Source organism: Denitratimonas tolerans (assembly GCF_037203605.1).
Taxonomy (GTDB): Bacteria; Pseudomonadota; Gammaproteobacteria; order Xanthomonadales; family Xanthomonadaceae; genus Denitratimonas; species Denitratimonas tolerans.
On record NZ_JBBDHC010000018.1, the window covers coordinates 36,398 to 49,806 of the forward strand.

General features: G+C 67.6%; 10 protein-coding genes. 5 read left to right on the forward strand and 5 right to left on the reverse strand.

All coding sequences use genetic code 11. The features are described from left to right. Positions 1-140: 140 nt before the first annotated feature. The 5 genes from WB794_RS11720 to rpmH all read right to left on the reverse strand — a co-directional run bounded on the left by WB794_RS11720 (position 141) and on the right by rpmH (position 5,151). Entirely contained in the window at positions 141-1,169 is a 1,029-nt protein-coding gene (locus tag WB794_RS11720; RefSeq protein WP_337336042.1) for an energy transducer TonB, read from the reverse strand. Between the two features lie 295 nt (positions 1,170-1,464). Beyond that, a complete protein-coding gene (gene mnmE, locus WB794_RS11725; protein ID WP_337336043.1) occupies positions 1,465-2,796 on the reverse strand; it encodes a tRNA uridine-5-carboxymethylaminomethyl(34) synthesis GTPase MnmE in 1,332 nt (443 codons plus the stop codon). Positions 2,797-2,806: 10 nt separating this feature from the next. Next, positions 2,807-4,480 (reverse strand): membrane protein insertase YidC, encoded by a 1,674-nt coding sequence (gene yidC / locus WB794_RS11730; protein ID WP_337336044.1) that lies wholly within the window; start codon positions 4,478-4,480, stop codon positions 2,807-2,809. Between the two features lie 57 nt (positions 4,481-4,537). After that, the gene (gene rnpA, locus WB794_RS11735) at positions 4,538-4,993 is read right to left on the reverse strand and encodes a ribonuclease P protein component (RefSeq protein ID WP_337336045.1); all 456 of its coding nucleotides are present in this window, start codon (positions 4,991-4,993) and stop codon (positions 4,538-4,540) included. Positions 4,994-5,016: 23 nt separating this feature from the next. Then, positions 5,017-5,151: a 50S ribosomal protein L34 gene (rpmH, locus tag WB794_RS11740; protein WP_337336046.1), complete on the reverse strand. Its 135-nt coding sequence runs from the start codon at positions 5,149-5,151 to the stop codon at positions 5,017-5,019. 275 nt (positions 5,152-5,426) lie between these two features. Here rpmH and dnaA point away from each other — a divergent pair, with 275 nt between their 5' ends. From dnaA to WB794_RS11765, 5 genes are all read left to right on the forward strand, one after another. Next, complete coding sequence (gene dnaA / locus WB794_RS11745; protein ID WP_337336047.1) at positions 5,427-6,761, forward strand: chromosomal replication initiator protein DnaA; 1,335 nt, start codon at positions 5,427-5,429, stop codon at positions 6,759-6,761. 248 nt (positions 6,762-7,009) lie between these two features. Continuing rightward, entirely contained in the window at positions 7,010-8,113 is a 1,104-nt protein-coding gene (gene dnaN / locus WB794_RS11750) for a DNA polymerase III subunit beta (protein WP_337336048.1), read from the forward strand. Between the two features lie 94 nt (positions 8,114-8,207). Further along, entirely contained in the window at positions 8,208-9,308 is a 1,101-nt protein-coding gene (gene recF, locus WB794_RS11755) for a DNA replication/repair protein RecF (RefSeq protein WP_337336049.1), read from the forward strand. A 60-nt stretch (positions 9,309-9,368) separates the two neighbouring features. Next, a complete protein-coding gene (gyrB, locus tag WB794_RS11760; protein ID WP_337336050.1) occupies positions 9,369-11,807 on the forward strand; it encodes a DNA topoisomerase (ATP-hydrolyzing) subunit B in 2,439 nt (812 codons plus the stop codon). 15 nt (positions 11,808-11,822) lie between these two features. Further along, positions 11,823-13,406, forward strand: a complete 1,584-nt coding sequence (locus tag WB794_RS11765) for an inactive transglutaminase family protein (RefSeq protein ID WP_337336051.1) — start codon at positions 11,823-11,825, stop codon at positions 13,404-13,406. Positions 13,407-13,409 lie beyond the last annotated feature (3 nt).

Genomic DNA, 13,409 nt, shown 5'->3' on the forward strand with positions numbered 1-13,409 from the left:
GCGGCCGGGCGGCCGGGCGACCGGACGCTTCCGGAAGCACGGCAGCCGGCGCTCCCGAACCGCCGGCTTTCCATGGGCCCATTGAAAAAGGCTGCCTCGCGCTTGCGGGGCAGCCTTTTTGTTTTCGGCGTGGCCGCCGATCAGGGCAGCTTGAAGTCGAACACGCGGCGGCTTTCCACCTGCCGGCCCGGCGGGGTGAAGCGCCAGCGCTCCATCGCGTTGATGACTTCGCGGTCGAAGGTGTTGGCCGGGCGCGCGGAGACGACGCGCACATTCGAGACGCTGCCGTCGGGCATGATGGTGAACGCGACCTCCACCGACCCTTCGACCCGACGGCGCAAGGCCACCGGTGGATAGCGCGGCTGGACCTGCGACACCACGCTGGGCGGTGTCGCCGACTGGACCTGCGACGGGGTGGTGGGCGGCGGTGCGGGCGCAACCGGCGTCGGGGCGGGCGGCGGTGCTGCCACAACCGGCGCTGCGGCCGGCGCAGGCGTGGGGGCTGGTGCTTCGCTCACCGGCGCAGGTGCGGCGGGAGCGGACGCAGCCGCCGCCTGTGCCGCCTGTGCCTGTGCCTGTGCCTGTGCCGCGGCCTGGGCCTGTGCCTCGGCTTGCGCGGCGGCCCGATCTGCGGCGCGCTGCGCCTCGGCGGCCACGCGATCGCGCAGCTGCGCGACGCCCCGCTGCAGCCGCGGTACGGCCGGCGCGTTTTCGTCCGCTTCCTCCATCATCCCCAGGACGCGCTCGCTCTCGGCGAGATCCCCGGCGCTGGTGCGCTGTTCGACGTACAGCACCGCGTAGGGGAACAGGTCCATCAGGGCGTTCTTGGCGCGAACCTGCATCGGCTCCTGTTCGAGGACGCGCAGGTACATTTCGAATGCGCTCTCACCGGCGGGAACGAAGAGCTGGCTCTCCTTCACCGCCTGGTCGGCGCGCTCCAGGAGCTCATCGACCGACAGCGTGTCGACCACCGACGGCTGGACCACCATCGATTCGCCGCCGGTTTCGTCCGTGGCCACCGGCGCGGAAGCCGGTGTGGCCGGTTGCGCTGCTGGCGGCGGCGACGGCGGTGCCTCTTCTCCTCCGCCGCAGGCGCCCAGTGACAGGACCATCGCCAGCGCAAGAATCGCGCCGACGTGACCCGCTCGCATCGTGGATGGGATTTGCATGGAGGACCCCCCGATCATTGGATGGTGCCCGCGCCGTTTCGACCGCAGCCTCGCGGGAGGCGGCGAGTTTTCGGACTGAAACCCGGCACAGGTCGTGCACGCTCACACCATAAGTCAAACCCGATGAACCTGCAAAGCGGGAGGGGTCGCTCAGAAGACCGGGAAACGGCGGCCGCGCCGAGGCACGGACAAGCCGATCCAACCGTCGCCAGCGCCATGAAACCGGCCGTGGGCGTAGCGCGGACGCCGGTGGTGCGTCGCACGCGGGACGCCGCCAGGGCGCGGGCCCCCGGCATTATTTGCCAATGCAAAAGTTTGCAAATATGCGACCCAGCAGGTCCTCTGCGCCGAACGCGCCGGTGATTTCGCCCAGCGCATTCTGCACCTGCCGCAGATGTTCGGCGGCCAGTTCGGGGGCATCCCGATGGGCGAGGGCGGCGCGCGCTTCGCGCAGTTCCCGGCCGGCGCGCTGCAGCGCTTCGACATGGCGCACGCGAGCGCTGAAGCCTCCCTCCGCGGCGGGCACCAGGCGCGCGGCCAGGCGCTCACGCAGGAGATTCATGCCCGTGCCGCTGCGCGCCGACAGGTACAGGTGCTCGATCCCGTCGATCCGTTGCAGCCGGGGGGCCTCGCCGGAGAGGTCGATCTTGTTGTGGATCACCATCCGATCGATCCCCGGCGGCACCTCGTCGCACGCCGGCGCGTCGTCTTCACCCAGCACGCTGAGGATCAGGTCGGCGCGCGCCGCCTCGGCGCGGGCCCGGCGCATGCCCTCCTGTTCGATGGGATCGGTCGAATCGCGCAGGCCCGCGGTGTCCACCAGCGTCAGTTCGACGCCATCCACGCGCACCACTTCGCGCAGGAGATCGCGGGTGGTGCCCGGCCGCGCCGTGACGATGGCGCGGTCGTCGGCGGCCAGCGCGTTGAGCAGGCTGGACTTGCCGGCATTGGGCCGGCCGAGCAGGACGACGTGCAGGCCATCGGTCAGCCGTTGGCCCTGGCAGGCGGCGGCCAGGAGCGCGTCGAGCCGGTCGACCAGTCCGTCCACGGCCTCGTTCAGGGCCGCCGGCGCGAGCGTTTCGATGGCCTCGTCGGAAAAATCCATCGCCGCCTCGATCCGCATCCGCAGCGCGATGGTGGCCTCGACCAGGGCGTGTACCCGCCGCGAGAACTCACCCTGAAGGCTGCGCTGGGCGGCGCGTGCGGCCGCCTCCGAGCCGGCCGCGATCAGGTCGGCGATGGCTTCGGCCTGGACCAGATCGAGCTTGCCGTTGAGGAAGGCGCGTTCGGAAAACTCTCCCGCCCGCGCCGCCCGCGCGCCGAGGTGATGGAGCTCGCGCAGCAGCCGCTGCAGCAGCGCCGGGCTGCCGTGGACCTGCAGCTCCAGCACGTGCTCGCCGGTGAAGGACGCCGGTGCCGGAAAATGGATCAGGAGGCCGGTGTCGATCAGCTCGCCGGCGGCATCGGTGAAGCGGGCGAGGTGGGCGTGGCGCGGCGAGGGGTCGCGCCCGAAAAGCCGCGCGGCGATGCGCGGCACTTCGGGGCCGGACAGGCGGATCACGCCGATGCCACCGGCCCCTGGCGGGGTGGCGATGGCGGCGATCGTGTCGGTGCGATCGGCGGCCATCCCCGCCGCCTTACTTTGCCGGCGCGGGCGTCGGCTCGCCGTGGCGACGCATGATCAGCCACTGCTGCAGCAGGCCCAGCGCGCCATTGGTGGTCCAGTAGAGCACCAGACCCGCCGGGAAGAACGCGAACATCACGCCGAAAACCAGCGGCATAGCCTGCATCATCTTCTTCTGCATCGGATCCATGCCCGGTGCCGGCGAGAGCTTCTGGGTGGCCCACATCGTGACGAGGTTGACCACCGGCAGGATGAAGTAGGGATCGGGTGCCGAAAGGTTCTGGATCCAGAGGATCCACGGCGCATGGCGCAGCTCGACCGCTTCCACCAGCACCCAGTACAGGGAAAGGAAGACCGGGATCTGCACCAGGATCGGCAGGCAGCCGCCGAGCGGGTTGATCTTCTCCTTCTTGTACAGCTCCATCATCGCGACCTGGAACTTCTGACGGTCGTCGCCGAAGCGCTCCTTGAGCGCCTCGATGCGCGGCTGCACCCGCCGCATCTTGGCGAAGCTCTTGTACTGGGCTTCGGAGAGTTTGAACATCGCGGCCTTGATCAGCACCACCAGCAGCACGATGGCCCAGCCCCAGTTGCCCACGAGGCTGTGCAGCAGTGCGAGCAGCCAGTGGATGGGCTGGGCGATCGCGGTGAAGATGCCGTAGTCCATCGTCAGCCCGAGGCCGGGCGTGATGGTTTCAAGGTCGCGCCGCAGCTTGGGGCCGAGGTAGATGCGCGCGCTGGTGCTGGCCGTGCCACCCGGTGCCGCGCTGAGGGCGGCACCCACGTCGCGCAGGAGGTAGCGGCCGTTGGGCAGCACCGCGCTGCTGAAGGTGTTGGCGGTTCCGGGTTCGGGGATGATGGCCGCCACGAAATAGTGCTGCAGCATCGCGATCCAGCCGTCGGTGACCTCGCGGCGCAGCGGCGTCTTGGGATCGAACTCGTCGAACTTGCGCTTTTCGAACTTGTCCTGCGGGCTGTAAAGCGCGCCGCCCACATAGCTCAGCCGCTCCGGATTGGTGAATCCGCCCTTGGCCGTCGGCGGCTGCACGCGCACCAGCTGGCGGTAGGCGTTGCCGCTCCAGGGCGTGGTGCCGTCGTTTCTTACCGTATCGGTGATTTCCACCAGATAGCTGCCGCGCGCCATGCGGTAGGTGCGCTCCACGCTGAGCCCGTCCGGTCCGCTCCAGACGAAGGGCAACACGACCTCGTCGGCACCCTCGGCCAGCACCTGGTCACCGCGCTGGGCGATCATCCGGTCCTCGTGCGTGGGCGCGGCGGGCTGGCCCACCAGGCCGTTCTGGATCACGAAATACTGTTCCGGCACTTGACTGAGCAGTTCCACGGGGATCGGCTCGCCCGTGGCCTGCGTCGGATAGTCCAGCAGTTCGGCCACGCGCAGGGTTCCGCCATTGGCATCCAGGGTCAGGCGCAGCACGTCGTTGGCCAGGATCACGCTCGCTGTGCTCATGCCAGCGCGTTCGGGCACATCGACGGCAGGCTCTTCCGCGCTCTGCAGCGTCGGCACCGAGGCCTGGCCGACCGGCTCCGGAATGGAAGGATCCACCGCGGCAACCGGTGCCTGGGGAGGCGCAGCGCGCGTGGCACCATAGTCCTTCTGCCAGGCGTCCCATAGCAGGAACGCGACGAGAAGCCAGGCAATCAGCAGGAAAGTACGGGTCTGGGTCATGGGCAGTCGAGAGCGTGCGGCCAGAGGATTGACGTGCCGGCCGGGCGTGAATGTGACTCAGGAATCATCGCCCGGGAGCGATGTGCGCGAAGAGTCGGCCATTGTGGAGGGTGCGGGCGCGTCCTTCAATCCGAGCCGGCGCACGAGCACGTCAAGGTCGGCGAAGAGCTGCGCGGCGTCGACGCCGGAGGCTTCCGGTTTGCCCGAGATCACCAGATCACCGGGAATCCACTGCGCATGACGGTGGCGAAACCACTCGCGGATCAGGCGCCGGATGCGGTTGCGCTCGACCGCGCGCTTGTCGACCTTGCGCGAAATCGCCATGCCCAGGCGCGCGTTGCGGGGTGCTGCTGCGTCCGGGCGGGCAAGGAACACGGCCCTGAAATAGCGGCCGCCTGCCCGGCGGCCGCCGGCAAACGCGTGCGAAAAATCGCCCGCGGCGCGAACCCGGGCGGTCTTTGGAAAACGATGCGCGTGCATCGGAACGCGCCTGCCGGCCGACGCGCCGGACATCGGGGATGCCCGGCCTTGGCCGGTTACGGTGCCAGGCGCTTGCGGCCCTTGGCGCGGCGGGCGTTGATGATCTTGCGACCGCCGACGGACTTCATGCGGGCGCGGAAACCGTGGGTACGGGCGCGCTTGAGATTGCTGGGCTGGAACGTGCGCTTCATGGCGGCACCGAGGTTTCGTGACGAAAGAACCGGCAATCTTACGGCTCACACCGCGCGACGGTCAAGCACGCGCGGGCTGGCGATGGCTGCGGCAGGTCGGGGCGCTGCGCGCGGGTCCGGTGCAGGCGGCGTGCCGGAGCGCAAGGATCGCGCTGCTGCCGGAGCGATCGCGGCCGGCCGCGCCGGGCGCGCGCAACCGCGGTAGACTCAACGACCCACCTTTCATCCCATGACGCAGGTGCGCCCGCAGCGCCTTGCGCGGAGTGTTGTCCCGCATGCTTGCCGCCTGGCCGCTGTGCCTTTCCCACCTCGAGTCCGAACTGCCGCCCGAGGAGTTCATCACCTGGCTCAAGCCGCTGCAGGCCAATGCATCCGAATCCGGAGGCGACCTGCTGCTCTATGCACCCAACGCCTTTGTCATGGACATGGTGCGCGCGCGCTATCTGGCGCGGATCATCGAGCTGCTGCGCCTGGTGTCCGGGCACGAGGCGGCGGCGGCGCGGATCGAGGTGGGGAGTCTGGCGCGCGCGCCGGCACCCGCCCGCGGCGCGCGGGCCAAGGGCCGCGCGGCCGCGCCGGAAGAAGACTTCGTCACCCAGCTCGATCACGCCTACACCTTCGACAACTTCGTCGAGGGGCGCTCCAACCAGATCGCCCGCTCCGCCGCCTGGCAGGTCGCGCAGAATCCCGGGCAGGCCTACAACCCGCTGCTGCTCTACGGCACCACCGGCCTGGGCAAGACCCACCTGATGCACGCGGCCGGCAACCTGATGCGCGCCAACCGCCCCGGCATGAAGGTGCTGTACCTGCGCTCGGAACAGTTCTTTTCCGCGATGATGAAAGCGCTGAACGAAAAGTCGATGGACCAGTTCAAGCGCCAATTCCAGCGCGTGGACGCCCTGCTGCTCGACGACATCCAGTTCTTCGCCGGCAAGGACCGTACCCAGGAAGAGTTCTTCCACACTTTCAACGCGCTGTTCGACGGCAAGCAGCAGATCATCCTGACCTGCGACCGCTACCCGCGCGAGGTGGAAGGGCTGGAAGCGCGGCTGAAATCGCGCCTGGCCTGGGGCCTGTCGGTGTCGATCGAACCGCCCGATTTCGAGACCCGCGCCGCCATCCTGCTGAGCAAGGCGCGGGCGCGCGGCGTGGAACTGCCTGACGAAGTCGCCTACCTCATCGCCAAGAACATCGGCACCAACGTGCGCGATCTGGAAGGGGCGCTCAACACCCTGGTCGCGCGCGCGCACTTCGCCGGCGAACCCATCACCACCGCCTTCGCCCAAGAGGCCCTGCGCGACGTGGTGCGCGTGCACAAGCAGGCCATCTCCATCGGCAACATCCAGAAGGTGGTGGCCGACTACTACCAGCTTCGCGTCGCCGACCTGCTTTCCAAGCGCCGCACGCGCACCTTGGCCCGGCCCCGGCAGATCGCCATGACGCTGGCCAAGGAGTTGACTTCCCACAGCCTGCCGGAGATCGGCGACGGCTTCGGCGGGCGCGACCACACCACCGTCCTGCACGCCTGCCGCCAGATCCGCAAGCTGCTCGATACCGATGGCGTGCTGCGTGAGGATTGGGACAAGCTGTTTCGCAAACTGACCGAGTGACGCGCACGGCCAACACGGGCATCATGGCGGCCGGTGGAAGCTGTATGCAAGCTGTGGATATCCGTGGGAAAAGACAGGCGGGGCGATCTTTTCCCGCGTTGTCCACAGGCTTTCCAAGTCGTTTCACGCGCCGGAAAAGCAGCTTAAACATGTTGTAAAACAATCAGATAGCAAACAAATCCCGTGTTCCACAGCACCCACCACCGCCATTATTTCTTTACAGCATCTTTCTGTCTGGGGATCGACGAATGCGATTTGCCATCCAACGCGAAGTTCTACTGAAGCCGCTCCAGCAGGTCGTCAACGTCGTCGAACGCAGGCAAACCATGCCCGTGCTGGGCAACCTCCTGGTTGTCGTCGACGCGGATGGCCTGTCCCTTACCGGCTCCGATTCCGAAGTCGAGATGGTGGCCCGCGCCGCGCTCGGTTCCGACAGCGATGCCGGGGAAACCACGGTCCCCGCGCGCAAGCTCTTCGACATCGTCCGCGCCTTGCCCGACGGCAGTCTGATGAAGTTCTCGCAGAGCGGGGACCGCATGTCGATCCAGGCCGGACGCAGCCGTTTCACCCTGTCCACGCTGCCGGCGCGCGATTTCCCTTCGACGGAAAACCTCGAAGTCATCGAAACGATTTCGCTGTCGGAAGGAAGCCTGCGCGAACTGATCGAGCGCACCGCGTTTGCCATGGCACAGCAGGACGTGCGGTTTTACCTCAACGGCCTGCTGTTCGATCTGCGCGAGGATCTCCTGCGCTGTGTGGCGACCGACGGCCACCGTCTGGCCCTGTGCGAAGCCCCGCTGGAAAAAGGTGTCAACGCGCGTCGCCAGATCATCCTGCCGCGCAAGGGTGTGCTGGAACTGCAGCGCCTGCTGGAAGGCGGCGACCGCGACATCGCGCTGGAAGTCGGGCGCAGCCATCTGCGGGTGAAACGCGAGGACGTGACCTTCACCTCCAAGCTGATCGACGGACGTTTTCCGGACTACGAGGCCGTGATCCCGATCGGTGCCGACAAGGAGGCGCGGATCGAGCGCGAGGCCCTCAAGGCCGCGCTGCAGCGTGCGGCGATCCTTTCGAACGAGAAGTACCGCGGCGTGCGGATCGAATTCACCCCCGGGCAACTCAAGCTCGTGGCGCACAATCCCGAGCAGGAAGAGGCGGTCGAGGAAGTCGAGGCGAACAGCAGCGTCGACAATATCGCCATCGGGTTCAACGTCGTGTACCTGCTCGATGCGCTCAACGCGCTGCGCAGCGAAGAAGTGAGCCTGAGCCTGCGCGATGCGAATTCCAGCGCCCTGGTGCGCGAAGGCAACAGCGAGCGCTGCCGGCACGTCGTGATGCCGCTGCGCATCTGAACGGTCGCGCGGTGAGCCCGGTCGCTGCCGGGTCGCAGGCAGGCGGCCCGCGATCGGGCGACGTCATCCGCGGCCGTCGTTTTTCGGAGCGACCATGCGCCTTGCGAGCCTGAGTCTCGAAGACCTGCGCGTGTTCCGCGAGGCGCGGCTGGAGCCCGGCACCGGGATCAATGTTCTGGTTGGGGACAACGGCACCGGCAAAACCACGGTGCTCGAAGCCATCCAGCTCCTGTCCAGCGGCCGCTCCTTCCGCGGCGGCGTGCGCGATGCGCTGATCCGCCGGGGGCAGCCCGAGTTGCGCGTCTACAGCGAGATCGTGGCCGAGCCCATGGAGCGGCGCGTCGGCATGGGCCTGTCGCGCAGCCTGCGCGCCTGGTCGGCGCGGATCGATGGCCAGGCGGTCGAGGCGTTGACGCGGCTTTTTCAGGAACTGGCTGTGGTGTGTTTCGAGCCGGGCAGCCACGCCCTGATTTCGGGCGGGTCCGAACACCGGCGGCGATTCATCGACTGGGCTTTGTTCCACGTGGAACCTGATTTTCTATCGATCTGGCGGCGGTACCAGCGCGCCCTGCGGCAGCGCAACGCGCTGCTGAAGCAGCCGATGGTTTCCGCGAATCTGGATCCCTGGGAGCACGAACTGGCGCTGCACGGTGCCGCGCTGACCCGGCTGCGCGAGGCCTGGCTGGCCCGGCTCCAGCCCGGACTGAGCGCAATGGTTGCCCGTTTTGCGCCGGGTCTGGGGGCTGTGACGCCGAAGTACTCTTCGGGTGGATCGCCCGCCAGCGACGGCGAAACCGGCCTGCTCGCCGCGCTGTGGCAGGCGCGCGGTCGGGATCAGGCGCTGGGTCACACCTCGGTCGGTCCGCACCGCGCCGACTGGAGCCTCGCTTTCGAAGCAGCCCCGGTGCGCGAAATGCTGTCGCGCGGGCAGGAAAAGCTGGTCGTCCTGTCCTGCCTGCTCGCGCAGGCGCAGGCCTTCGCCGAGGTCCGCGGGCAGTGGCCGGTTCTGGTGCTGGACGATCTGCCCTCCGAGCTCGATCGCGGTCATCTGGCACATACGCTCGAATGGCTGGCCTCGGTGCCGGCACAGTCCTTCATTACGGCCACCGCCGCGCCGGAGTTGCCGCACGCATCCTGCCGCCCGATGCGCATGTTCCACGTGGAACAAGGGCGTGTTGCGGCGCTGCTATACTGAAAGCTCCCGTATTCCTTCTACGCTTTGCCCTGCGGCGAAGCGTGACGCAGTGGCGAACCCATGACCGACGAAAAGCAGCCAGGCGACGAGAGCGCCTACGATTCCAGCAAGATCACCGTGCTTCGCGGCCTGGAGGCCGTGCGCAAGCGGCCGGGCATGTACATCGGCGATGTGCACGATGGCACCGGCCTGCACCACATGGTGTTCGAGGTAGTCGACAATGCCATCGACGAGGCGCTGGCCGGCTACTGCGATCACGTCATCGTCTCCCTGCTCGACGATGGCTCGGTGGCCGTCTCCGACAACGGGCGCGGCATCCCCACCGACATTCACAAGGAAGAGCACGTCTCGGCGGCCCAGGTCATCATGACCGTGCTGCATGCCGGCGGTAAGTTCGACGACAACAGCTACAAGGTGTCCGGCGGCCTGCATGGCGTGGGTGTTTCCGTGGTGAACGCGCTGTCCGAGCACCTGTGGATGGACATCTGGCGCGACGGCTACCACTGGCAGCAGGAGTACGCCTTCGGCGAACCGCTGTACCCGCTCAGGAAAATGGAGCCGTCGGAGCGTCACGGAACCCGCATCCGCTTCCGCCCGGCGACGCAAATCTTCACCAACGTCGAGTTCCAGTACGAGGTGCTGGCGCGCCGCCTGCGCGAACTCTCGTTCCTCAACTCCGGCGTCAAGGTCGAGTTGACCGACGAGCGCGGCGAAGCACGCCGCGACGTGTTCCAGTACGAGGGCGGCATCCGCAGCTTCGTCGAGCACCTGGCCCAGCTCAAGACGCCCCTGCACCCCAGCGTCATCGCCGTCACCGGACAGCAAAACGGCATCGTGGTGGACGTGGCCCTGCAGTGGACCGACGCCTACCAGGAAACCATGTTCTGCTTCACCAACAACATCCCGCAGAAGGACGGTGGCACACACCTGGCGGGTTTCCGTGCCGCGCTCACCCGCACGCTGAGCAACTACATCGAACAGAACGGCATCGCCAAACAGGCCAAGATCAACCTCTCCGGCGACGACATGCGCGAGGGCATGATCGCGGTGCTGTCGGTGAAAGCACCGGACCCGAGTTTCTCCTCCCAGACCAAGGAAAAGCTGGTCAGCTCGGAAGTGAAGCCGGTGGTCGAGGCGGTGTTCGGCGAAAAGCTTGCCGAGTTCCTGCAGGAACACCCGGCCGAGGCACGCGCCATCTGCGAGAAGGTGGTGGACGCCGCGCGCGCGCGCGAAGCCGCGCGCAAGGCGCGCGAGCTGACCCGACGCAAGGGCGCGCTGGACATCGCCGGCTTGCCCGGCAAGCTGGCCGACTGCCAGGAAAAGGACCCGGCCCTGTCCGAACTTTTCATCGTCGAGGGGGATTCGGCCGGCGGTTCGGCCAAGCAGGGCCGCAACCGCAAGAACCAGGCGGTGCTGCCGCTGCGCGGCAAGATCCTCAACGTCGAGCGCGCTCGCTTCGACCGCATGCTTTCCAGCGCCGAGGTCGGCAACCTGATCACCGCGCTGGGCACCGGCATCGGCAAGGACGAGTACAACCCCGACAAGCTGCGCTACCACCGCATCATCATCATGACCGACGCCGACGTGGACGGCTCGCACATCCGCACCCTGCTGCTGACCTTCTTCTATCGCCAGATGCCAGAGCTGATCGAGCGCGGCCACGTCTACATCGGCTTGCCGCCGCTCTACAAGCTCAAGCAGGGCAAGAACGAAATCTACCTCAAGGACGATGCCGCGCTCGACGCCTACCTCATCAACAGTGCGGTTGAAGGTGCGGAATTGACGTATGCCATTGATGCACCAGCGATTTCTGGCGTCGCTCTGGAAGGTTTGATGACCGCCTACGGGGCCGCGCAAGCGGCGATCGGGCGCCTGTCCCACCGCTTCGACCCGCAGATCCTGCAGGCCATGCTGCACCTGCCGGCGCTGCGGGTGGACAGCTTCACCGACGAGGCCGCCATGGCCGAGTGGGCGGCGGCGCTGGAGCGCCGCCTGGCCACGCGCGGGCTGGGCAAGCCGCGCTACCGGGTGCGGGTGCAGGCACCGGGCGGCGAGTATGCCGGTGCCGTGGTCGTGCAGCGCCAGCACCACGGGCTGGAAGTCACCCAGACCCTTCCTGCCGGCCTTTTTGAAAGCGGCGAACTGCGCCCGATCGTCGAGGCCGCCGCGCAGCTCTCGGGGCTGATCCACTCCGGTGCGCAGATCCGGCGCGGCGGGCGTTCGGCCCCGGTCGAGGATTTTTCCCAGGTGCACGTCTTCCTGATGGAGGAAGCGCGCCGCGGTCGCACCGTGCAGCGCTTCAAGGGCTTGGGCGAGATGAATCCCGAGCAGCTCTGGGAAACCACCGTCAATCCCGATACCCGCCGCCTTCTGCAGGTGCGGATCGAGGATGCGGTGGCGGCCGACCATATTTTTTCCACGCTGATGGGCGACGTGGTGGAACCGCGCCGCGAGTTCATCGAGGAAAACGCCCTGCGCGTGGCGAACCTGGACGTCTGAGCGTAGCCTCTCGCCATGAAAAAACTACAGCTGTACCTTCTTGCTGCGCTCATCGCGATCGCAGGCCTTGCGGCGATCGTCTACAAGTGGAAGGTGCTGAATTTTCCGCTGCAGCCGGCGACCGAAGTCGAGGTCTGGTCGGTGCAGGCGCGGGTGGAGTTCACCCCGCGCCGCGCCGCCAACAAGGTCAACCTGCTGCTGCCGACCAACCCCCCCGGATTCACCATCCTGGACGAGCGCTTCATCGCGCGTGGCTACTCGCTGCTGGAGGAAGTCCGCCGCGACGAGCGCGAGGCGCAGTGGACCATCCGCCGCGCCAGCGGCAAGCAGGCGCTGTACTACCGCGCCACCGTGGTGCGCGGGCAGGATGCGGACCCGGCGTTCGACGACCCGCCCAAGGTCGGCCCCGTGGCGGAACTGGAGGAACCCTGGGCCACCGCCGCGCAAACCCTGCTGGGCCAGGTGCGGGAAGGCTCCGCCGACATCGTCACCTTCGCCCAGGAACTGGTGCGCCGCTTCAGCACCGACAACGGGAGTCAGGAAGTAGCGCTGCTGTCCGAGCGCCTGCAGGATCCGGCCGAGCGCGCCGGCTTCCTCGTCCAGCTCCTGAGCACGCGCCACATTCCCGCCCGCGTGATCTACGGTTTCACCCTGGGTGATACCCATCGCGACGAGGCGATGCTGCCCTGGCTGCAGGTCCACAACGGCGTGCGCTGGGCCACCATCGACCCGCGCAGCGCGGCCGAAGGCTGGCCGCGCGACCTGTTCCTGTGGTCGCGCAGCGGGCCCGATATCCTGAACGTGGACGACAACCCGGGCGCGCGCGTCGAGTACACCGTGTCGCGCAATCTCGCCGACGCCATGGCGGTGGCCGAACGCCGCCTGGAAGTGCAGAACGCCAACCTGGTCAACTATTCGCTGCTCAGCCTGCCGCTGCAGGCGCAGGAGGTCTACCGCACCCTCCTGCTGGTGCCACTGGGCGCGTTCATCATGCTGGTCCTGCGCAACCTCGTGGGCGTGAAGACCTACGGCACCTTCATGCCGGTGCTGATCGCGCTGGCGTTCCGCGAGACCGCCCTGGTCGCCGGCATCGTGCTGTTCGTGGTGGTGATCGGCCTGGGTCTGCTGGTGCGCTTCTACATGGAGCGATTGCGCCTGCTGCTGGTGCCGCGCCTGACCGCGATCCTGATCATCGTGGTGCTGCTGATGGCGGCGGTTTCCGTGGTGTCCAACCGCCTCGGCGTCGAGGTGGGTCTCTCGGTGGCGCTGTTCCCGATGGTGATCATGGCCATGACCATCGAGCGCATCTCCATCGCCTGGGACGAGCGCGGCGGCGGATCGGCCCTGCGCGAAGCCGTGGGCACCCTGCTGGTGGCCGCACTGGCCTATCTTGTGATGAGCTGGGATCCGATCGAACACTTCGTCTTCGTTTTCCCCGAGGCGCTCCTTGTGCTGCTCGCGCTGACCCTGGTGCTGGGGCGCTATTCGGGCTATCGGCTCTCCGAGCTGTTCCGCTTCCGCAATCTGGCGCGCGAGTCGGAGCAGCCGCGTGATCCGCCACCCGCGCCACCCGCCGACAGCGGCAGCGTCGCGGGCTGAGCC